At 68.2% G+C, this 20,631-nt stretch carries 18 protein-coding genes; 11 read left to right on the top strand and 7 right to left on the bottom strand.

Going from position 1 to position 20,631, the window contains the following annotated elements; genetic code table 11:
• Nucleotides 1-85 precede the first annotated feature (85 nt).
• Nucleotides 86-2,098 carry a M3 family metallopeptidase gene (locus tag FFF93_RS09065; RefSeq protein ID WP_138769201.1) on the bottom strand — a complete coding sequence of 671 codons (2,013 nt, stop codon included), beginning with the start codon at nt 2,096-2,098 and terminating at the stop codon, nt 86-88.
• A gap of 82 nt (nt 2,099-2,180) precedes the next feature.
• On the opposite strand from FFF93_RS09065, the gene FFF93_RS09060 reads away from it, so the two are divergent.
• Both FFF93_RS09060 and FFF93_RS09055 read left to right on the top strand, forming a co-directional pair.
• Nucleotides 2,181-3,548, top strand: coding sequence for a CapA family protein (locus FFF93_RS09060; RefSeq protein WP_261375036.1), 1,368 nt, complete (start codon nt 2,181-2,183; stop codon nt 3,546-3,548).
• A gap of 2 nt (nt 3,549-3,550) precedes the next feature.
• Nucleotides 3,551-4,414 (top strand): alpha/beta fold hydrolase, encoded by an 864-nt coding sequence (locus tag FFF93_RS09055; RefSeq protein ID WP_186372120.1) that lies wholly within the window; start codon nt 3,551-3,553, stop codon nt 4,412-4,414.
• Between the two features lie 17 nt (nt 4,415-4,431).
• Here the strand turns inward: FFF93_RS09055 and FFF93_RS09050 are convergent, their stop codons facing one another.
• The 3 genes from FFF93_RS09050 to FFF93_RS09040 form a co-directional block, all read right to left on the bottom strand.
• Nucleotides 4,432-4,911 carry a GNAT family N-acetyltransferase gene (locus FFF93_RS09050; protein WP_138769202.1) on the bottom strand — a complete coding sequence of 160 codons (480 nt, stop codon included), beginning with the start codon at nt 4,909-4,911 and terminating at the stop codon, nt 4,432-4,434.
• 10 nt (nt 4,912-4,921) lie between these two features.
• The gene (locus FFF93_RS09045; RefSeq protein ID WP_261375418.1) at nt 4,922-5,599 is read right to left on the bottom strand and encodes a type 1 glutamine amidotransferase; all 678 of its coding nucleotides are present in this window, start codon (nt 5,597-5,599) and stop codon (nt 4,922-4,924) included.
• Between the two features lie 116 nt (nt 5,600-5,715).
• Complete coding sequence (locus tag FFF93_RS09040) at nt 5,716-7,020, bottom strand: Mur ligase family protein (protein WP_138769203.1); 1,305 nt, start codon at nt 7,018-7,020, stop codon at nt 5,716-5,718.
• Nucleotides 7,021-7,112: 92 nt separating this feature from the next.
• Here FFF93_RS09040 and pdxT point away from each other — a divergent pair, with 92 nt between their 5' ends.
• From pdxT to FFF93_RS08995, 9 genes are all read left to right on the top strand, one after another.
• On the top strand, nt 7,113-7,814 hold the full coding sequence (gene pdxT / locus FFF93_RS09035) for a pyridoxal 5'-phosphate synthase glutaminase subunit PdxT (RefSeq protein ID WP_138769204.1): 702 nt from the start codon (nt 7,113-7,115) through the stop codon (nt 7,812-7,814).
• Nucleotides 7,815-7,817: 3 nt separating this feature from the next.
• Nucleotides 7,818-8,573, top strand: a complete 756-nt coding sequence (locus FFF93_RS09030; RefSeq protein ID WP_138769205.1) for a YebC/PmpR family DNA-binding transcriptional regulator — start codon at nt 7,818-7,820, stop codon at nt 8,571-8,573.
• Nucleotides 8,570-9,148, top strand: a complete 579-nt coding sequence (ruvC, locus tag FFF93_RS09025; RefSeq protein ID WP_138769206.1) for a crossover junction endodeoxyribonuclease RuvC — start codon at nt 8,570-8,572, stop codon at nt 9,146-9,148. The genes FFF93_RS09030 and ruvC overlap by 4 nt, the downstream gene beginning before the upstream one ends.
• A 132-nt stretch (nt 9,149-9,280) precedes the next feature.
• The gene (gene ruvA, locus FFF93_RS09020) at nt 9,281-9,934 is read left to right on the top strand and encodes a Holliday junction branch migration protein RuvA (protein ID WP_138769207.1); all 654 of its coding nucleotides are present in this window, start codon (nt 9,281-9,283) and stop codon (nt 9,932-9,934) included.
• Nucleotides 9,927-11,048 (top strand): Holliday junction branch migration DNA helicase RuvB, encoded by a 1,122-nt coding sequence (gene ruvB / locus FFF93_RS09015; protein WP_138769208.1) that lies wholly within the window; start codon nt 9,927-9,929, stop codon nt 11,046-11,048. Before ruvA ends, ruvB begins: the two co-directional genes overlap by 8 nt.
• A gap of 223 nt (nt 11,049-11,271) precedes the next feature.
• Entirely contained in the window at nt 11,272-11,700 is a 429-nt protein-coding gene (gene yajC, locus FFF93_RS09010) for a preprotein translocase subunit YajC (RefSeq protein WP_138769209.1), read from the top strand.
• Nucleotides 11,701-11,807: 107 nt separating this feature from the next.
• The gene (gene secD / locus FFF93_RS09005) at nt 11,808-13,568 is read left to right on the top strand and encodes a protein translocase subunit SecD (RefSeq protein WP_138769210.1); all 1,761 of its coding nucleotides are present in this window, start codon (nt 11,808-11,810) and stop codon (nt 13,566-13,568) included.
• The gene (gene secF, locus FFF93_RS09000; RefSeq protein ID WP_138769211.1) at nt 13,569-14,576 is read left to right on the top strand and encodes a protein translocase subunit SecF; all 1,008 of its coding nucleotides are present in this window, start codon (nt 13,569-13,571) and stop codon (nt 14,574-14,576) included. It abuts the gene before it with no gap.
• A gap of 143 nt (nt 14,577-14,719) precedes the next feature.
• A complete protein-coding gene (locus tag FFF93_RS08995; RefSeq protein WP_395858380.1) occupies nt 14,720-17,113 on the top strand; it encodes a RelA/SpoT family protein in 2,394 nt (797 codons plus the stop codon).
• Here the strand turns inward: FFF93_RS08995 and FFF93_RS08990 are convergent.
• The 3 genes from FFF93_RS08990 to FFF93_RS08980 form a co-directional block, all read right to left on the bottom strand.
• Nucleotides 17,110-17,745, bottom strand: a complete 636-nt coding sequence (locus FFF93_RS08990) for a type IV toxin-antitoxin system AbiEi family antitoxin (protein WP_222424616.1) — start codon at nt 17,743-17,745, stop codon at nt 17,110-17,112. The two genes, FFF93_RS08995 and FFF93_RS08990, sit on opposite strands and share 4 nt — an antisense overlap.
• A 191-nt stretch (nt 17,746-17,936) precedes the next feature.
• Entirely contained in the window at nt 17,937-19,541 is a 1,605-nt protein-coding gene (locus FFF93_RS08985) for a DUF349 domain-containing protein (protein ID WP_138769214.1), read from the bottom strand.
• Nucleotides 19,542-19,602: 61 nt separating this feature from the next.
• On the bottom strand, nt 19,603-20,409 hold the full coding sequence (locus FFF93_RS08980) for a peptidylprolyl isomerase (RefSeq protein WP_138769215.1): 807 nt from the start codon (nt 20,407-20,409) through the stop codon (nt 19,603-19,605).
• Nucleotides 20,410-20,631 lie beyond the last annotated feature (222 nt).

Raw genomic sequence — 20,631 nt, 5'->3', positions numbered from 1 at the left:
AGGCGCGGTTCGCACCGGGCACTAACGACGACGCCGGCCCGTCACCTCTCCAGGTGGCGGGCCGGCGTCGTTTGCGTTCTGGGGGTCAGTCGAGGCCGCGGCGCTTCAGGAGCGGTTCGAGCTGGGCATCGCGGCCGCGGAAGGCGCGGAAGGATTCCAGCGGGTCGCGGCTATTGCCCCGGGAGAGCAGTTCGGCCCGGAAGAAGTCGCCGTTCGCGCGGTTGAGGCCGCCGTTCTCCTTGAACCATTCGACCGTTTCGGCATCGAGCACCTCGCTCCAGATGTAGGAGTAGTACCCGGCCGCGTACCAGCCGCCGGCGAAGATGTGCTGGAAGTAACCGGTGCGGTAGCGCGGCGGGATGAGGCTGTGCGCCACCCCGGCCGCGGCCAGGGCCTTGGCCTCGAACTCTAGCGCGTCCTCCGGGATGTCCGTGCCGTCGAGCACGTGCCAGGCGAGGTCCAGGAGGGCCGCGCCGAGGTATTCGGTGGTGCCGAAGCCCTCGCCCCACAGGGCCGCCGCGTTGAGCTTGTCCACGGCGTCCTGCGGCAGCGGCTCCCCGGTGGTGTGGTGCCGGGCGTAGTTGGCCAGCACCTCGGGCCACATGATCCACATCTCGTTGACCTGCGAGGGGTACTCGACGAAGTCGCGCGGCACGGAAGTTCCGGCGAACCGCGGGTAGGTGACCGAGGAGAACAGCCCGTGCAGGGCGTGGCCGAATTCGTGGAAGGTGGTCCGCAGCTCGTCCAGGGTCAGCAGCGTGGGTTCGCCGGCCGGCGGCTTGGAGATGTTGAGGTTGTTGATCACCACGGGACGGGTGTTCAGCAGTCCGGACTGCTCTACGAGCGAGTTCATCCAGGCTCCGCCGCGCTTGGAATCCCGCGTGTAGTAGTCGCCCAGGAACAGGCCGAGGTCGGTGCCGTCGGAGTTCTTCACTTCCCAGACCCGGACGTCCGGGTGGTAGCCCGCCAGGTCGGTGCGTTCGTGGAAGGTGATGCCGTAGAGGGCGTTGGCGGCGAAGAACACGCCGTCGTTCAGGACGCGGTCCAGCTCAAAGTACGGCCGCAGGGCCTGTTCGTCCACGGAATACCGTTCACGCTTGACCCGGGCCGAGTAGAAGGCCCAGTCCCAGGCCTCAAGCGGGTGTCCGGCAACCTCGGCCAGGGCTTCCGCCTCGGCGTCGGCGTTCCGGACGGCCGCCGGGGCCAGCCGGTTCATCATGGCCTGCACGGCTTCGAAGTCGGGGGCGGTCTGCTGGTCCACGCTGAGCTCGGCAAAATTGGCGAAGCCGAGCAGCCGGGCTTTTTCGGCGCGGAGCCGCACCATGTCCTTCACCAGGTCCAGCACATCGAGGCTGCCGCCGCCGCTGCCGCGTCCGATCGACGCTTCATAGAGCCGACGCCGCACCTCCCGGTTCTCCAGGGCCGCCAGGGCCGGCTGGTTGCTGGGCTGGATCAGGGTGAGCAGGAACTTGCCCTCATGCCCGGCGGTGCGCGCGGCTTCGGCGGCGCTGGCGACGTCGTCCGCGGGGAGGCCTGCGAGCTCCGCGGCGTCGTCCAGGAGCAGCGAGGCGGACTTCATGCCTTCCTTGACCCGCTGGCCGAACTCGGTCCCCAGGGTGGACAGCTCGGCGTTGATGGCTTTGAGTCGTTCCTGGCCCGGATCGTCGAGCTGGATGCCTGACTGGCGGAACTCCTTGAGGTACTCGTCCACCAGCCGGCTTGATTCGGCGTCGAGCCGGTCGGTGTTGATGGCGGCGAAACGCTCGAACAGGCCCCGGTTCAGGTACACAGCGTCCTGGTGGGCCGAGAAGCGCGGGGAGAGGCGGGTCTCCAGCTCGCGGATTTCGTCCGAGGCGTCCGCAGAGACCAGCGTGAAGAAGGACGCGGCGGCCCGCTGCAGCAGCTGCCCGGAGCGTTCCATGGCCATCGCCGTGTTCTCGAAGGTCGCCGGTTCAGGGTCCTCCACGATCGACTGGATCTCGGCGAGGTGTTCGGCCAGGCCGGCTTCGACCGCTTCGGCGTAGTGCCGGACCTCGATGTCCGCGAAGGGCGGCAGTCCGTAGGGCAGGGGGCTGGGGCTCAGGAGGGGATTGGTCATGAAATGACTCTTTCATGTAAGGCCGGAGTTCTCAATGAATCCCTGAGCGTGTTGTGATCCGGACCACCGTAGGATTGCCGTCATGGGGACTCTTTGCTCGCTGTTGCACCGATGGCTGCGCGGACCACTTTCCGGCCAGCGGATCGGGCGTATCCGTCGGTACCCGGGGATCCGGCGGTTCGGCGCGGCGGCGGCCGCACTGGCGCTCGTCGCGTCCGTGGCCTCGTGCGGAGTCTGGGCAGAGAGTTCGGCCGGAAGCCAGGGGCAAGCCGGGGGATCCGGGCCGGCCCCGGCGGCCTCCGCGGGAAGTTCCGCGCCGGGGTCCACGCCCGGGACGGCGCCCGGCACGGCTGTCCCGACGTCGACGTCGACGCCGACGCCGACGCCGACGCCGGGGAAAGGCCCGGCCTGCGCCGCTGTCCGCTGCACCTCCGTCCTGATGACCGGCGACATGCTGGTCCACGCCCAGCTCTGGGACCAGGGCCGGGCCGACGCCCTCGCCACCGGTGCCAAGGGCCTTGACTTCGCTCCGCTCCTGGCGGGCCAGCGCCGGTACATCGAGAAGAGCGACCTGGCAATCTGCCACCAGGAAACCCCGGTGGCCACCCCCGCCGGGCCCTTCTCGGCATATCCCTCGTTCAACGTCCCCCCGCAGATCGCCGCCGCCGTCCGGCAGACGGGTTACCAGGCCTGCACCACCGCGAGCAACCACACGATTGACCGCGGCACCGCGGGGCTGGTCCGCACGCTGGATGCCCTCGATGCTGCCGGGCTGCAGCACACCGGCTCCTACCGCAGCGCGGCCGACGCCCAGGGGGTCATGATCCTGCAGACCGCGGCGGCAAAGGTTGCCGTGATCGAGGGCACCTACGGCTTGAACGGACAGGTCCCGGAGGCTGCGTGGCAGGTGGACATGCTCGACCCCGGCGCCATGATCGCGAAGGCCCGCAAGGCGAGGTCCCTCGGTGCCGACATCGTGCTGGGTGCGATGCACGCCGGGGACGAGTATGCGAGCGTGCCCAACGCCGAACAACAGCGCGTCGCGCACGCCCTCGCGGACAGCGGCCAGTTCACCATGGTCTACGGCCACCACACCCACTCGGTGCTGCCGATTGAACGCTACAAGGGGACCTGGATTGTCTACGGCCTCGGCAACGGGATCACCGAGCTCTCGCCGAGCTACGTGGTGAACAACGAGGGACTGCTGGTCCGGGCCCAGTTCAGCCAGGATGCCGCCGGCACCTGGACCGCGTCCGACCTGGCCTGGGCGCCGTCGGTGATTGTCCGCGGACCCTACCGCTGGTGTTCGGTCGCCGCCGACGCCCCGCAGGGACTCTGCGCCGGGGCCGCCGCGGACGCGGCCACCAGGCTGCGGACCAAGACCGTGGTCGAAGCGATGGGAGCGGCCGCGGCGGGCGCCCACGAACTGCTGATCACGAAGGAGCGGTAGCCATGGACACCTTGATGGAACGACGGCGGAGCGTCGCGGCGCGCGGGGCCGAGCTGGCCGTGTTCGAATACGGCCGGCAGCCGGGCCCGGACGTGCCGACCCTGGTGTTCGTCCACGGCTATCCGGACGACCACCGGGTGTTCCTGCCGGCCATCCGGGAGCTCGTGCCGACGCACCACGTGGTCGCCTATGACACGCGCAACGCCGGCGCGTCCGCCGTCGTGGGCAGCCCGGGTGACTTCACGCTGGCAGCGCTGGTGGACGACCTGTTCGCCGTCCTCGCGGACGCCGGCGCCGGCCCGGTCCACCTGGTGGGTCATGACTGGGGGTCGATCCAGTGCTGGGCAGCGGTGCAGGACCCTCGAGCCGCCGCCCTGATCCGCCGGTATACGAGCATCTCCGGCCCGGACCTGCGTCACTTCTCGCGCTGGGTGCGCGCACGGATCCGTAACCCGCGTGCCTGGCGTCAACTGGCCGGGCAGCTGATGCGCAGCTGGTACATCGGCGCCTTCCTGGCACCGGTGCTGCCCGAGGCCGCCTGGCGGCTGTACCTCACCCGCCGTTACGAGCAACTGGCCAAACGCGACGTCGGGAACGACCCGGTCCGCGGACTGGCGCTCTACCGGGCCAACTTCGGTGCCGGCCGGAACCGGGCCGCCAAGCCGGCCGCACCTGCCAGGGTCACCATGCCGGTGCAGGTGGTGGTGCCGGCCAGGGACCCGTTCCTCTCCCCGGATCTGGTGGAGGGCCTGGAAGACTGGGTGGAGGACCTGACCGTAGTGACGGTGGACAACGGCCACTGGTGGCCGGCAACCCGTCCCGCGGAGTTGGCCAGGCTGCTCCGGAACAGCGACGCCGGCGCCTGAGGCCTGCGGCGCTGCCGTCAGCCGGGCAGGCTGTCCGGCAGGCTGCGGGCCATGAACACGCTGTTGGGATCCGGCTGGTAGCCGGCAAACGGCGGGCACGGGACAAATCCGTGCCGTGCGTAGAGCCTCCGCGCCGGGTCGAAGAACTGCTGCGACCCGGTCTCAAGGAGCAAGCGGCGGTAACCGCGCTGTCCGGCCTCGTCCAGGATCCGGCCCAGGAGCAGGGCGGCAACGCCGCGACCGCGCGCGGGCCGCGCTGTCCGCATCGACTTGATCTCGCCTTCGCCCGCTCCGAGGTCCCTCAGCGCCCCGCAGCCGAGCAGCACCCCGCCGTCGCCGCGGGCCGTCCAGAAGGTGATGTCCGGGCCGGCCAGTGCCCCGTGGTCGAGGGCGTGCACACTTTCGGCCGGCGACGTCGCGAACATGTCCGCCAGGTGCTCATCCAGGAGGCGCCGGACGTCGGGGCGTGCGGGGCTGTCGCGGGCGATCAGGGTCATGCGCCGTGCCTTAGCGGGGGCGGCGGGCCGCGTGCTCCCGCGCCAGTGCGGCGTAGGAGTCGTCCGGGGTGCCGGGCACGAAGGTGCCGTATTTGCGCTCCACGGCCGTCTTGATCAGGAAGTCAGCCAGCGCCGGGTTCTTGGGCAGCAGCGAGCCGTGCAAGTAGCTGGCCACGATGTTGCGGTAGCGTGCGCCCTCCTGGCCGTCGCTGCTGTTGTTGCCGGTGCCCTTGGCGGTGGTGCCCAGGGGCTCGACGCCTGGGCCCAGCGTGGTCTGGCCGCTGTGGTTCTCGTAGCCCAGCACGGTGCCGAACTCGGCTGAGGCCACCGAGACGTTGCCGATCAACCGTTCGTCCGTGCCGTGCGTCTCCACATCCAGGATGCCAATGCCCGGGATGACCGAGCCGGTCCTGGTCTTGAAGAACTTCCCGAACAGCTGGTAAAGCCCGCAGATCACGAGCATCGGCGTGCCGTCCTCGGCCAGCTCCTTGAGGACCGTCTCCCGCGAGAGCAGGTCGTCCTGGATGACCAGCTGGCCGCTGTCCTGTCCGCCGCCGCCCACGATCAGGTCGACGTCCGCCGGGAAGTCGTCGCCGACGTTGTACTCGAGCAGTTCGGGGGTGTAGCCGTGCCAGCGCAGCCGCTGGGCGAGGACCAGCGCATTGCCCCAGTCGCCGTAGATGTTCATGTCCCGCGGATAGAGCTGCAGCACCCGGATGGTTCCCTTGCTGGGCGCTGCGGTTTCTTCGGGCGGCAGAACATGGCCGAAGGAGAGCTCGTGCGGGGTTTCGGGGGACGCGGGGGTCATGAGACCACCTCCACTGTGGTGATTTTGGACAGCTCGCGGCGGATGGCCAGCATGGCCGTGTAAGTGCAGAAAATCCGCTTGGGCTTGTCTTTCGCTCCGCGGATGAACGCGGCCAGGGCGGGTGCGATGTCCGTGTCGACGGCACCGATCGCGACGTCGTCGTACTGCAGCCGCAACGCCATGTCGTACGCGCGGGAGCCGGTGAGCTGGTCCACGCCGCCGTCGCGGAGGGTGTCGAATTCCACGTCCCAGAGCCAGGACATGTCCCGGCCGTCCGCGTAGTTGTCGTTGATCGCGATCATCGTGGCGTAGCCGGCGGCCGGGAAGGACTTCAGGCCGAGCCGGAAGCCGCTGGGGTTCTTGACCAGGACAAGTTCCAGCGGCAGGCCATCGACCACAAGGCTCTCCCCTCGGCCGAAGGCAGGCGCGACGTTGGCGAGGGCCGCCAGCAGGCCGGCGTGGTCGGTACCGGTGCCGCGGGCGCCCGTGATGGCCCGGGCCAGGGTCAGCGCGGCCGCGGCGTTGAAGATGTTGTAGACGCCGCGCAGCTTCATCCCGGTGCTGACCGTTGCGCCGTCGTACTCAAAGTCGGCGTCGTCCGCGCCCACCCGGCGGAGGACGACGTCGGCACCCGGCTTGGCGGGGGCCGGCGGCACCGGGCTGCCCGGGGCGGCGCGCATTTCGTCGTCATTGGGGAAGGTGCTGAGCAGCGAATCGTCGAGGCCGAAATAGCGGACCTCGGGGCCGTTGACCGTGGCTGTATCGAGGGTGGCCGCGATTCGGGCCACTCGCGGGTCCTCGCGGTTCAGCACGACGGTGCCGGTGGTCTTGGCCGCGATGTGCTGGAGGAGTTCGGCGGTCTTGTCGATCTCGCCAAAGCGGTCCAGCTGGTCGCGGAGGACATTGAGCAGCAGGCAGTAGCGCGGCGGGACCTTGTTGACGAAGTGCACGGCGTGGGCCTCGTCCAGTTCAAGGACGGCGACGTCGGCGTCGAGCCGGCCGCGCCAGTCCACCTCGCCCAGCAGCGCCGCGGCCACGCCGCGGGTGAAGTTGCTGCCGGTGCGGTTGGTGAAGACCTTCAGGCCCTGGCTTTCCAGCAGCTCCACGACCATCTTGGTGGTGGTGGTCTTGCCGTTCGTGCCGCTGACGACGGCGACACCCAGGGGCAGCGTGGACAGCGTCCGTTGCATGAAGCCGGGGTCGATTTTTTCGACCACCAGGCCGGGGAGAGCGGAGCCTCCGCCTCGGAGCCGGGAGACCCGGCGGACGAGTTTGCCGAGCGGAACGCTGAAGTAGAGCATGCTTTGTAATATATCCCAGCGGCGGCATGGAAGCCGGTCCCGGGGCACGCCCCGGTGCGCCTCCGCGGACCCCGGCGCACTATGCTGGCAGCATGACCACCCCCCTTACTTCGCCCGCTTCCCGCGTGGGATCGGGCCTGCGGATCGGCGTCCTGGCGCTCCAGGGCGACTTCCGTGAACACCTGCACGCCGTGGAATCCGCCGGCGCCGCCGGCATTGGTGTCCGCCGCCCCGCCGAGCTGGACGGACTTGATGGCCTCATCATTCCCGGCGGGGAATCGACGACCATCGACAAGCTCGCCCGGGTCTTTGACCTCCGGGATCCGTTGCGGGAACGCATCCGGGCAGGGCTTCCTGTCTACGGCTCCTGCGCCGGGATGATCCTGCTGGCCGAAGAGATCGCCGACCCCGCGACCGACCTCGCCGGAAACCCGCAGCAGACCTTCGGCGGCCTGGACATCACGGTGCGCCGCAACGCGTTCGGCCGCCAGCGCGAGTCGTTCGAGACAGACCTGGATTTCAAGGGGCTGGAGTTCAGCTCGGACGGTGGCGCAGTGGCCCCGGTGCACGCGGTGTTTATCCGCGGACCCTGGGTGGAACGCGTCGGAGCCGGCGTCGAAGTGCTGGCCCAGGTGGAACCGTCCAAGGCCGGCCACCCGGAATCCCTCGACGGGACGGCTAGAATTGTTGCAGTGCGTTCCGGCAAGCTGCTGGCCACCTCCTTCCACCCGGAAGTCACGGGGGAGAAGCGCGTGCATGAACTGTTTATTCGAATGATCAGAGGAGAAGCGTAAAGCATGTCAGGCCACTCCAAATGGGCGACGACCAAGCACAAGAAGGCCATCCTGGACAGCCGCCGGGCCAAGTCGTTCGCCAAGCTGATCAAGAACATCGAAGTTGCCGCGCGCATGGGCGGACCCGACCTCGCCGGCAACCCCAGCCTCGAACTTGCCGTCACCAAGGCCAAAAAGACCTCGGTCCCCGCTGACAACATTGACCGCGCCATCAAGCGCGGCGCCGGCCTCACCGGCGAGGTCGTGGACTACACCGAGATCATGTACGAATGCCGCGGCCCGCAGGGCTCGGCCCTGCTGATCGAGTGCCTCACGGACAACAAGAACCGTGCAGCCTCCGAGGTCCGGCTCGCCATCTCCCGCAACGGCGGCACCATCGCCGACCCCGGCTCCGTCAGCTACCTCTTCTCCCGCAAGGGTGTCGTCTCGCTGCCCAAGAACGGCCTGACCGAGGACGACGTGCTGATGGCCGTCCTCGACGCCGGCGCGGAAGAAGTCAAGGACAACGGCGACAGCTTCGAGATCCACTCCGAGCCGACCGACCTGCAGGCCATCCGCGACGCGCTCAAGGAAGCCGGGATCGACTACGACACCGACGAAGCCGAATTCGTGCCCTCCATGCAGGTGCCGCTGGACCTCGACGCCGCCAAGAAGTTCATGAAGCTCGTGGACGCCCTCGAAGAGCTCGACGACGTGCAGAACGTGTACAGCAACGCCGACCTCAGCGACGAAGTGCAGGCCGCACTGGAAGCCGAGTGACCCTTCGCGTCCTCGGCGTCGATCCGGGCCTCACCCGCTGCGGGATCGGCGTCGTGGACGTCGAGAAGAACCGCCGGGCCACCATGGTGGCCTTCGGCGTCGTCGGCACTTCCCCGGAGGAGAGCCTGGACCAGCGCCTGCTGGTCATTGCCACCTCGATCGATGAGTGGCTGGACCAATATGAGCCGCAGGTCCTCGCCGTCGAACGTGTCTTCTCCCAGCTCAACGTCAGCACAGTGATGGGCGTTGCCCAGGCCTCCGGCGTGGTGATTGCCGCCGCCGCACGCCGGGGAATCCCCGTGGCGCTGCACACCCCCTCGGAGGTCAAAGCCGCCGTGACCGGCAGCGGGACCTCCAACAAGGACGCCGTCACCAAGCTGGTCACCAAGATCCTCCGGCTCGACGCCCCGCCGCGTCCGGCGGACGCCGCCGACGCCCTGGCGCTGGCCATCACGCATGCGTGGCGGGCTGGAAGCGGTGCGGCTGTGGCCACCACGGGACCGGGCAGCCAGTCCCTGACGCCCGCGCAGCGCGCCTGGGCCGACGCGGAGGCCAAAGCGCGCCGTGCGCGCTGAATGTCCCGTTAAATGTCCGGGTGCTTGCTAGGGTATTCGTAGATATGTTCGGATAGCCGGCGTTTGGAGATTGAAACCCCGCCGGCTTGACTCAGCTGGTCCAGGACCAGCTGTGAGACCAGGAGCCAGGCCTTGATCAGTTTTCTCCGCGGAACCGTAGCGCACGTCGGCCTGTCCTCGGCGGTGATCGACCTCAACGGTGCCGGCATGAGCGTCAACGCCACGCCACAGACCCTCAGCAGGCTCCGCGTCGGGGATGAAGGCAAACTGTTTACCTCCCTGATCGTGCGGGAGGACTCCCTGACGCTATTTGGCTTCTCAAGCGACGACGAACGCGAGGTCTTCGACGTGCTGCTGAGTGTCAGCGGCGTGGGGCCGCGCCTGGCGCTGGCCGTCCTGGCCGTCCACGAACCCGAAGCGATCCGTGTCGCCGCGCACTCCGGTGACGGCAAGGCGTTCACCAAGGTCCCCGGCATCGGACCCAAGGTCGCCGGCCGGATCGTGCTCGAACTGGCCGGGAAGCTGGTGCCGCACGGCACGCCGGGCAACGCGGACGGCGGCGCCCCCGCTGTGTCCGCCGAAGCCGTGTGGAAGCCGCAGGTGGTCGCTGCCATGACGAGCCTTGGCTGGTCCGAAAAGGACGCCACCGCCAGTATCGACAAGTCGCTGGCCGACTCCCCGGAACTCGCCGCGAAGGGCAATGTGGCGGAGATCCTCCGCGCCACGCTGCGCTGGCTGGGCCAGGACGGCGCGCGCGCCGGGAACCGCGTAGGCGCCCGTGGCTGAGCCGTCCCTCGTCGGCGGGGGAGAGGAACCCGAGGAGCGGGCCATCGAGGCCGCCCTCCGGCCCAAGAACCTGCACGATTTCGTCGGCCAGCACCGGGTCCGCAAGCAACTCTCCCTCGTCCTGGAGGCCTCCCGGATGCGCGGCCGCAGCGCCGACCACGTGCTGCTGTCCGGCCCGCCCGGCCTGGGCAAGACCACTCTGTCCATGATCATCGCCGCCGAGATGAACGCCCCGCTTCGGATCAGCAGCGGACCGGCGATCCAGCACGCCGGGGACCTGGCCGCCATCTTGTCCTCGCTCTCCGAGGGGGAGGTTCTCTTCCTCGATGAGATCCACCGGATGTCCCGCCCGGCCGAGGAAATGCTCTACATGGCGATGGAGGATTTCCGCGTCGACATCGTGGTCGGCAAGGGTGCCGGAGCCACCGCGATTCCGCTGGAACTGCCGCCCTTCACCCTGGTGGGCGCCACCACCCGCGCCGGGCTGCTGCCCGGGCCGCTGCGGGACCGGTTTGGTTTCACCGGGCACCTGGAGTTCTATTCCGTCGAGGAGCTTGAGCTGGTGCTGCGCCGCTCGGCGGGCCTGCTGGACCTGAAGGTGAACTCGGCCGGCTTCAGTGAGATCGCCGGCCGGTCCCGGGGCACCCCCCGGATTGCCAACCGCCTGCTGCGGCGCGTCCGGGACTGGGCTCTGGTCCACGGGGTGGAGCAGATCGACGCGCGGGCAGCCTCCGCCGCCCTCGATATGTACGAAGTGGACAAGCGCGGCCTGGACCGCCTGGACCGCGCCGTCCTCGAGGCGTTGATCACGAAGTTCGGCGGCGGGCCGGTGGGCCTCTCCACCCTCGCTATCGCCGTCGGCGAGGAAACCGAAACCGTGGAAACCGTCGCCGAGCCCTACCTGGTCCGCGAGGGCCTGCTCGGCAGGACCCCACGCGGACGGATCGCGCTGGCGCCGGCGTGGACGCACCTGGGCTTCGCGGTGCCGCCGGGCGCGTTCGGCCAGGATCCGCTAGACCTCTTCCGGGCCGGCGACGCCGACGGCGGTCCGGCCGGGTTCGCGGCTGATGCTGAGGGCGAAGTCGATCCGGAATGGATCCGTAATAGTCAATAGCACTCGCTAGTGACCTTTTCCCTTTAGACTGGTATGACGCTCGGCACGTTCGGGCCTTTGTTTCCGTGTGCGGCTCCCGCTAGCCGCCATTGGCAGGGCAGGGTTTTTGCCCCGTACCCGCCAGGATTCCTGCCAGGTTCCACGCCAGGTTGCCCCGGAACGAAGCGGACGTTGCTGTGAAACCAGCTCGCAAGTACAGAACGGAACTTTCCCCTTGGATCCAATGACAATTCTCCTGTTCGTTATGCTCGGCGTTTTCGTCTTCATGATGTTCCGCCGCAACAAGAAGACGCAGCAGCAGCAGGCGGACCTCCAGTCGAAGTTCGGCCCAGGCGTTGAGGTGATGACCAGCTTCGGCCTCTTCGGCCGCATCGTCGACATCGACGAGGCCGAGAACAAGGTTGTCCTCGAGCTGTCCCCGGGCAACACCGCCACCGTGCACCGCCAGGCCGTCACCAAGATCGTGGAACCGGTCGTCGCCGCCGAGGAGCCCACGGTCGTTCCCGACGACGCGTCTTCGCTGACCCTCGGTAAGTCCGACGCGGTGGACACCGCCGGCGAGGGCACCGCCGTCGCCGGTGACGCGTCCCGCAACGAAACGCCGGACGAAACCCTGCGCCGCCTGAACGACGACGGCAAAAAAGACAGCTAGTCTGCCTCCTGAGCTATCCCGCGGAGCTTCAGTGCGCGGGCATCCGCCGGTGCGGGCCCGACGAGGGCGCACCGGCGGTTCCTCCGTAAACAATAGAAAGATCGACAATGGCACGAACTGGCCCCAAAAACTCAGCCCGCAGGGTGCTGGTCTGGCTTGGCGTAATGCTCGCCGTCCTGACGGCCGTCCTGGCCGGCGGCACCATGGCCGGGCAAGCGAGCTGGGCTCCCAAGCTGGCCCTGGACCTTGAAGGCGGCACCCAGATGATCCTGGCGCCCAAGGTGGAGGGCGGTTCGGGCATCAACGAAGAACAGCTCAACCAGGCCGTGGCGATCATCCGCCAGCGCGTGGACGGCTCGGGTGTCGCGGAAGCGGAAATCAGCACCCAGTCCGGCCGCAACGTCGTCGTCAGCCTTCCCGGCACTCCGTCCAAGGAGACCCGTGCGCTGATCCAGGCGTCCGCGGACATGAACTTCCGCCCGGTCATCCAGGCCGGTGACGGTGCGGCCGTCCCCGTCGAGGCGCGCACCCCGGAGGACAAGCTGCCCAAGCCGACCGCCGCCCCTGCGAACAGCAGCGACGAGAACTGGGTCACCGCGGATGTCTACAAGAAGTTTGAGGCGCTCGACTGCGTCAACCCTGCCCAGGACAAGCAGGAGCGCTCGGATCCGGCCAAGCCGCTGGTGACCTGCGAACCGGCCTCCGACGGCCGGCCCGCGATCAAGTACATCCTTGGCCCGGTCGAGGTCAAGGGTTCGAACATCAAGACCTCCTCCTTCCAGCTGCAGCGCGGCGCCCAGGGTGCCGTCACCAATGAGTGGGCCGTCGATATCCAGTTCGACGACGAGGGCACGGCCAAGTTCAAGACCATCACCGAGCGGCTGAACAAGTTCTATGTTGCCGCCGGCGGCCAGAGCGGCTCGGATCCAAAGTCGCAGTTCGCGATTGTCCTTGACGACCAGGTCATTTCCGCGCCGCGGTCCCAGGCCGTCATCACCGATGGCCGCCCGCAGATCACCGGCGGCTTCACCGAGAAGTCCGCCAAGGCACTCTCCGACCAGCTCCGCTTTGGCGCCCTGCCCATCAGTTTCGAGATCCAGAGTGACCAGCAGATCTCGGCCACCCTTGGCGGGGAGCAGCTCCGGATGGGTATGCTCGCTGGCCTGATCGGCCTGCTGCTGGTTGTGGTCTACTCCCTGTTCCAGTACCGGGCCCTGGGCTTCGTCACCGTCGCCTCGCTCGTGGTCGCCGGTGCGCTGACCTACCTGGCCATCGCCATCCTCGGCTGGACCGAGAACTACCGCCTCTCGCTGGCCGGCGTCGCCGGCATCATCGTGGCGATCGGCCAGACGGCGGACTCGTTCATCGTCTACTTCGAGCGCATCCGTGACGAACTCCGCGAAGGCCGAGGCCTGATCTCGGCGGTGGAGAACGGCTGGAAGCGCGCCAAGCGGACCGTCCTTGCGTCCAAGGCCGTCAACTTGCTGGCAGCCCTCGTGCTGTACTTCGTGGCGGTAGGCAACGTCCGCGGCTTCGCCTTCACCCTGGGCCTGACCGCGATCGCCGACCTGATCGTCGTCTTTATGTTCACCCACCCGACCCTGCAGGTGCTGGCCCGGACCAAGTTCTTCGGTGAGGGGCACAAGTTCTCGGGCCTCGACCCGAAGCGGCTCGGCGCCGTGCCGCTGTACCGGGGTGCCGGACGGATCCGCACACCGGAAGACAAGCCCGTTCCGGCGCCGCGCGCCAAGAACACCGGTGCTGCGGCCGAGGCCGAACGCCGGATGACCATTGCAGAACGACGCCTCGCGGAAAAGCAGGAGCAGCTTGCTGGCTCCTCCAAGAGCGCGTCCAAGGAAGGCAAGTAAATGGCCAGCTTCGCCACTTTCGGTAACGACCTCTACACGGGCAAGCGCTCCTACGACTTCGTCGGTTCCAAGAAAATCTGGTTCCTGATCGCCGCCGTCGCCGTCGCGCTGTCCATCCTGCTGCCGGTCGCCAAAGGCGGGTTCAACCTCGGCATCGAGTTCCGCGGCGGCTCCGAGTTCACGGTGTCCAACGTCAAGGACCGCGACGCCGGCCTCGGCGAGAAGGCCGTCCAGGACGTCGTCTCCGGCAGCCTGCCGCGCGTCGCGAATGTCGCTGGCAACACCATGCGGATCCAGACGGACAAGCTCAACGACGAAGAGGTACTCAAGGTCAAGGAGGGCCTCACCAAGGCCTACGGCGTGACCGACAACGAGGTGACCTCGACGTTCGTCGGTCCGACCTGGGGCGCGGACGTGACCAAGCAGGCCCTGCTGGGCCTTGCGATCTTCGTCGGCCTTGCCGCGGTGTTGATGGCGCTGTACTTCCGGACCTGGAAGATGTCGCTGTCCGCCCTTGCCGGCATGGCCGCGACGATGTTCGTCACCGCCGGGGTGTATTCGCTCAGTGACTTCGAGGTAACGCCGTCGGCCATCATCGGCTTCCTCACCGTGCTCAGCTACTCGCTGTATGACACCGTGGTGGTCTTCGACAAGATCCGCGAAAACACCTCGGAGCTGCAGTCGTCCACCCGGCGCACCTTTGCCGAGGAGGTCAACCTCGCCGTCAACCAGACCTTGGTGCGGTCCATCAACACCATGATGGTCGCCATCCTGCCAGTCGGCGCCATCCTCTTCATCGGCGCCGGACTGCTGGGCGCGGGTACGCTGCGGGACCTCTCGCTGGCGCTGTTCGTGGGTATCCTGATCGGCACGGCGGCGACCATCTTCGTCGCCGCCCCGCTGTACGCCTGGCTGCGCCAGGGCGAGCCTGACCTGGTCAAGCAGGCCAAGCGCGTCGAGCAGCGGCGGGCCGAAAACGCCGCCAAGACGGCCCCGGCCACTGCCTAGCCGCCACGTCCTGCCCTACCCGCCCGACGGGCCGGAGAACGTCCCCGACGTTCCCCGGCCCGTCGGTCGTTGGGCGCCGGTTACAAAAGTATCCTGCCGCGGGAATAGACTTGAATTATTAACGGGTCGTGAGAGGTGCTTCATTGGAAGAACGTTCGACGCCGGTGCCTGTAGCTCCGGCGGATAAGGCTGACGGCCAGGGGTCACAAACTGGCTTGGCGGCTCCCGGACGCCCTGATGCGGCCGTGCCCGTGGACAACTCCGGAACCCGCCCCACCTTCCCGGGGCGCCGGGAACGCACCCGCTCCAGGCTCGCGCGCCTGACCGGCCGCGGAACGCCCTCTTATTCGCCCATCCTGGAGCCGCTGCTGCGCACCGTGCGCGCCAACAACCCCAAGGACGACTTCGAGCTCATCCAGCGCGCGTTTGTGGTGGCGGAACGCTGCCACCGCGGACAAAAGCGCAAGAGCGGCGATCCCTACATCACGCACCCGGTAGCTGTCGCCACCATCCTGGCCGAGCTGGGCCTGAGCGGAACGACGCTGGCCGCGGCGCTGCTGCACGACACCGTGGAGGACACCTCCTACACGCTGGAGGACCTGAAGGGCGAGTTCGGCCCCGAAGTCGCCATGCTGGTGGACGGCGTCACGAAGCTGGACAAGGTCAGTTTCGGCGAGGCGGCCCAGTCCGAGACCGTCCGCAAGATGGTCGTGGCCATGGCCAAGGACATCCGGGTCCTCATGATCAAGCTCGCCGACCGGCTGCACAATGCGCGCACCTGGCGCTTCGTCTCTGCCGAATCCTCGGCCCGCAAGGCGCGGGAAACCCTCGAGATCTTCGCCCCGCTCGCCCACCGGCTGGGCATGAACACGATCAAGTGGGAACTGGAAGACCTCTCCTTCGCCGCGCTGTACCCCAAGGTGTACGAGGAAATCGTGCGGATGGTGGGGGACCGGACGCCGGAGCGGGAAAAGAACCTCGCCGTCATCCGCAACCAGATCACCGAAGACCTGCGGGCGGCCAAGATCAAGGCCACCATCACCGGCCGGCCCAAGCACTATTACTCGATCTACCAGAAGATGATCGTCCGCGATAAGGACTTCGACGACATCAACGACCTGATGGGCGTGCGCGTGCTCGTCGACTCGGTGCGGGACTGCTACGCCGCATTGGGCGCCATGCACTCACGCTGGAACCCGCTTCCGGGCCGGTTCAAGGACTACATCGCGATGCCGAAGTTCAACATGTACCAGTCGCTGCACACCACGGTGATCGGCCCGGGCGGCAAGCCGGTGGAGATCCAGATCCGGACCCACGAGATGCACCGCCGCGCCGAGTACGGCGTCGCGGCGCACTGGAAGTACAAGGACCAGCCCAACCGGACCGCAGCCGGGCCGGGAAGCCCGCGCGACGGCGATATGGGCTGGCTGCGGTCGCTGGTGGACTGGCAGCAGGAAACCTCGGACCCGGGCGAGTTCCTCGATTCGCTGCGCTTCGAGATCAACGCGCGGGAGGTCTTTGTCTTCACCCCCAAGGGCGAGGTGATGGCCCTTCCTGCCGGATCGACGCCGGTGGACTTCGCCTATGCGGTCCACACCGAGGTGGGCCACCGGACCATCGGTGCACGCGTCAACGGCAAGCTCGTTCCGCTCAACAGCGAACTGAACCACGGCGACTGGGTGGAGATCTTCACTTCGAAGGCCGAGGGCGCCGGTCCCAGCCAGGACTGGCAGCACTTCGTCAAGAGCGCCCGGGCACGCAACAAGATCCGGCAGTGGTTCAGCAAGGAACGCCGCGAAGAGGCAATCGACCGCGGCAAGGAACTGCTGACCAAGGCGATGCGCAAGCAGAACCTTCCGCTGCAGCGCCTGATGACCCACGACGCCCTCGCCGCCATTGCTGAAGACTTCAAGTACACGGACATCTCCGGGCTCTATGCAGGGGTGGGCGACGGGCACACCTCGGCCCAGTCCGTGATGGAACGGCTGGTCGAGAGCCTCGGCGGCAATGACACGCCCGAGGACGACCTGACCGAGGTCTCGATCCCCACCCAGGTCACCAAGACCAGATACTCCGACTCTGGTGTTGTGGTCCGCGGCGTCGACGACGTCTGGGTGAAACTGGCACGCTGCTGCACCCCGGTGCCGCCGGACCCGATCCTGGGCTTCGTGACCCGCGGCTCCGGAGTCTCGGTGCACCGGACCGACTGCACCAACGTCTCCGGCCTGATGGACCAGCCGGACCGGATCGTCGAGGTCGAGTGGGCGCCGACGCAGTCCAGCGTGTTCCTGGTGGAAATCCAGGTCGAGGCGCTGGACCGCAAGTCGCTGCTCTCCGACGTCACCCGCGTCTTGTCGGAAAACCACGTGAACATCCTGGCCGCGAGCGTACACACCTCCACGGACCGGGTGGCGATCTCCAAGTTCGCCTTCGAGATGGGTGATCCGAAGTACCTCAGCCACGTGCTCAGCGCCGTGCGGCGCATTGACGGCGTCTTCGACGTCTACCGCACCACCGGCAACCGCCGCCGCAGCTAGCCGCGCCCCGCGTTGTTGCGGCCCTGCCCGGAGGGGAGGGCCGCAAGCTTGGCCAGCGCCTCCTTCTTGAACGGCAACCGCGGGCTCGCTTGGACAGCCCGGACGAGCAGCCGCAGCGGCACGTCGAGCTCCGGGGCGGCGAGGAGGGCTCCCAGGGCGGGCAGGGCACGCTCGGAATCCACATGCAGGGCAATGTCCACCGCCGTCCGCAGCGGACTGGACACCATAAGGCCGCCGAGGCTGACGACGTCGAACGGTCCCAGCCTCACTTCGTGGAAGCTGCAGCCTCGGGTGGCCCTGAGGCTGGAGACCCGCCGGCAGGCGTCCACGAGCAAAGCGATCCGGTCCGGCTCCGGGGCACACCCGTAGATCCAGGCTGCCGTCATCCGTCCTGCGACAACCCGTTGCCTGATGGGCGGCGGGATGGTGCAGGCCGCGGCCCGGGCCCGCAGTTGAGGGGTGGACGCGGCGCCGGGCGGGAGATAGCCGCGCTGCGAGAGCCGCGTCAGCACGCCGTCGGCAGCCATGGCCTGGAGTTCGGCCCAGGAGAACAGCGACCCGGGGGAGTAGAGCACCTCCGGCGGCGCTCCGGTGGGCTCGTGCGAAGCCTGGCGGGCAGCGGGTCCGGACACAGCGGGACCGGAAGCGGGGAGACCGGAAGCGGGTAGACCGGAAGCAGGGAAGCCGGGCAGGGGGGCCATCCAGCCATCGTGCCGCTTTGTCCGGAATGCGGAACAGGCCCCGCGCCGGTCATGTGGATAACCGGGGCGGGGCCTGTTCCGGCCGGCCGTGAAGGCCGGCGGCAGATGCTCTGCGGCTGGGGCTAGGAGAGCTCGCTGGCGGAGCGCTCGAGCTGCTCCAGCCAGGCCTGGCGTGCCTCGAGGGCCTCCTTGGCCGCCTTGATCTTGCGTTCGTCGCCGGCCTTCTCCGCCTTGGCCAGGTCTTCCTTCAACCCGGTGATGGCCGACTCCAGCTGCGAGAGGGCACTGTTGGTGCGTGCCTTCGTTTCCGGGTTGGAACGCTTCCAGTTCTCATCCTCGGCGTGGCGGACCGCGTCCTCCACCTTCCGCAGGCCGGCCTCAATCCGGCCCATGTCCGCGCGCGGAACCTTGCCGGCTTCCTCCCAGCGGTCGCGGATGGACTGCAACGCCTTCTTGGCGGCGGCGAGGTCCTTGATGGGGAGCAGCTCGTTGGCTTCCACCAGCAGGGCTTCCTTCACCACGAGGTTCGCACCGTACTCCTGGTCGATCTCCTCGTTGGCTGCCTGCCGGTTCGTGAAGAAGACGTCCTGCGCGGCCCGGAACCGGGCCCAGAGCGCGTCGTCGTCCTTGCGGCTAGCGCGGGGGGAAGCCTTCCACTGGTCCATCAGGCGGCGGTACTCGCCGGCGGCGTAGCCCCAGTCGGTCGAGGACGACAGGGCCTCGGCCTCGGTGATCAGCTTCTCCTTGGCGGCCTTGGCAGCGGAGTTGTTGCTGTCCAGCTGGGAGAAGTAGGCGCGGCGGTGGCGGTCAAAGACGGTGCGGGCGGCGCGGAACCGCTTCCACAGCGCGTCCTCGTTGCTGCGGCCGAGCCGGACACCGCTCTTCTGCGCGGTTTTCCAGCTCTCGAAGAGCTCGTTCATCCGGGCGCTGGAGGTCTTCCACTGGATCTGCGCCGGGTCGTGCCCGGCGATCTCCTCGGCCTCGGCGACGATCGCCTCGCGGGCGGCCAGTTCGGCGGCCCGCACGGCGTCGTGCTCGGCCTTTTCGGCCTTTTCCAGTTCGGTGATCTGGCCGGACAGCGTGTCCAGGCGGCCCTCGGCGGCACGGAGGTCGCCCACCATGTTCCGTTCGGCCAGCTGCTCGCGCAGGTGTGTCACGGTCTTCTGCATGTCCGCGGCGGGGGCCTTGGAGGCCACGCGCTGCTCGAGCAGGACGATCTGCGCCAGGACGTCGTCGTACTTGCGGGCGAAGTAGCCCAGCGCCTCGTCATCACTGACGCCCGGGTACCGGCCGACGGCGTGTTCCTCGCCGTCAATGGTCAGGAACACCTGGCCGTCGCCCTCCACCCGGCCCCAACGTGCAGCCTCCGCAAGCGACGCCGCGCTGGAGGCGGGCGTGGCGGCCGGCGCGGCGACGGACGGTGATGCCTTCGGCCGGGCCGCAAAAGCAGCGGGCGACGGCGCCGGACGCGGCGCAGGTGCCGGTGCGGGCGCAGGTGCCGGTGCGACGGCGGGCTCCGCGGCAGGAGCGGACGGCGCCTCGACCTCGGCCGTAGCCTCCGGCTCAGCCTCAGCCGGGGCGGACGCCGGGTCCTGCACGGCTGCGGGCTCGGCTGCGGGCTCCGCCGCCGGGATCGCCTCGTTGGCCGCTTCGGTCACCGCAACCTCGGCTTCGGTCTCGTTGGCAGCTGCTGCCACTGTTTCGTCGGATTTCTGACTGTCTGTCACCGCTAGAAGTCTTTCGCTTGGAGGGAAATACCGGCACCGCGGCCACGAGGGCCCCGGCAGGTTACTTCAGAGAGAACGAGTCTATCGTGACTGGTTCCACAGGTGCGCCGTCGGTGGCGCTGGCACCCGGTTTAACGCCGGCCGCCGCGATCTTGCCCACCACGTCCAGCCCGGACGTGACCTTGCCGACCACCGTGTAGCCGCCGGCGGCATCCGCCGGGATCACAGTGTCCTTGTAGACGATGAAGAACTGGGTTCCGTTGCCGTAGGCGTTGCCGCCGGTCCGTGCGACGGCGATGGTGCCGGCCGGGTACTTGTTATCGACCGGGGTGTTCTCCAGCGGACCCCAGGTGAACGCGGGATCACTGTTGCCGTCCCCGGACTTGGAGCCGCACTGCAGCACACCGAACGAGTCGGCGGTCGTGAGCCGGTGGCAGTTGACGCCGTTGAAGAAGTTCTGGTCTGCGAGCGATTTGAACACCGCGGCCGCCTGCGGGGCCTTGGTTCCGTCAAGCTCGACGCCGACGGTGCCCCGGTTGAGCGCAAGCTCTCCGGTGAAGGTCTTTCCCGCCGCGGTTTCCGGTTTCGGAATGTTCGGGCCGTTGCTGGCGCTGGCGGAGGGCGTGGCGGACGCCGACGGGCTCTTCAGCCCGGCCTCCGCGGCCTTGAACTCGTCCTCGGTCGGGTTGCCGGAAAACACTGTCAGCTGCAGCACGATCGCCAGGACCAGGGCGGCGGCGCCGCCGGCGGTAGCGAGGACATTGTCGCGCTTCCGGCGTTTGTCCTGCTCCCGGCGCAGCTCACGCTTTGCCTCCATCTGCTGGACGCGCCGCTTGGCTTCGCGGGCGCTCCTTGAACTGGCCGCCAAAGGTCCTCCTGGGTATAGGGCCGCACCCGGGCGCGCGCCGTGGGCGCCGTCCGCTGTGCAGCGCGCAAGCTGCCGACAGCCCCGCCGGCAGCAGCCGCTTCAAAGGTGCGCATTAGAGATGCGCGCGGCAAAAAGCATAAACTGACTGCCGCACACAGTTTATGCACGACTGGCCGGTCTGCGCGCGACGCCGCGGCCGTTGTATCCGCCGTCGTAATCAGA

The sequence above is a fragment of the Arthrobacter sp. KBS0702 genome, from assembly GCF_005937985.2.
GTDB lineage: Bacteria > Actinomycetota > Actinomycetes > Actinomycetales > Micrococcaceae > Arthrobacter.
The sequence above is the reverse complement of the archived record's forward strand: the minus strand, read 5'-3'. Positions and strand labels throughout refer to the sequence as shown.

Excerpts from the sequence above, each read along its gene's own strand:
- FFF93_RS09030 (WP_138769205.1), top strand. The coding sequence starts at position 7,818 with ATGTCAGGCCACTCCAAATGGGCGACGACCAAGCACAAGAAGGCCATC.
- secF (WP_138769211.1), top strand. The coding sequence starts at position 13,569 with ATGGCCAGCTTCGCCACTTTCGGTAACGACCTCTACACGGGCAAGCGC.
- FFF93_RS09055 (WP_186372120.1), top strand. The coding sequence starts at position 3,551 with ATGGACACCTTGATGGAACGACGGCGGAGCGTCGCGGCGCGCGGGGCC.
- secD (WP_138769210.1), top strand. The coding sequence starts at position 11,808 with ATGGCACGAACTGGCCCCAAAAACTCAGCCCGCAGGGTGCTGGTCTGG.
- pdxT (WP_138769204.1), top strand. The coding sequence starts at position 7,113 with ATGACCACCCCCCTTACTTCGCCCGCTTCCCGCGTGGGATCGGGCCTG.
- FFF93_RS09065 (WP_138769201.1), bottom strand. The coding sequence starts at position 2,098 with ATGACCAATCCCCTCCTGAGCCCCAGCCCCCTGCCCTACGGACTGCCG.
- FFF93_RS09050 (WP_138769202.1), bottom strand. The coding sequence starts at position 4,911 with ATGACCCTGATCGCCCGCGACAGCCCCGCACGCCCCGACGTCCGGCGC.
- FFF93_RS09060 (WP_261375036.1), top strand. The coding sequence starts at position 2,181 with ATGGGGACTCTTTGCTCGCTGTTGCACCGATGGCTGCGCGGACCACTT.
- yajC (WP_138769209.1), top strand. The coding sequence starts at position 11,272 with ATGACAATTCTCCTGTTCGTTATGCTCGGCGTTTTCGTCTTCATGATG.
- FFF93_RS09045 (WP_261375418.1), bottom strand. The coding sequence starts at position 5,599 with ATGAACATCTACGGCGACTGGGGCAATGCGCTGGTCCTCGCCCAGCGG.
- FFF93_RS09040 (WP_138769203.1), bottom strand. The coding sequence starts at position 7,020 with ATGCTCTACTTCAGCGTTCCGCTCGGCAAACTCGTCCGCCGGGTCTCC.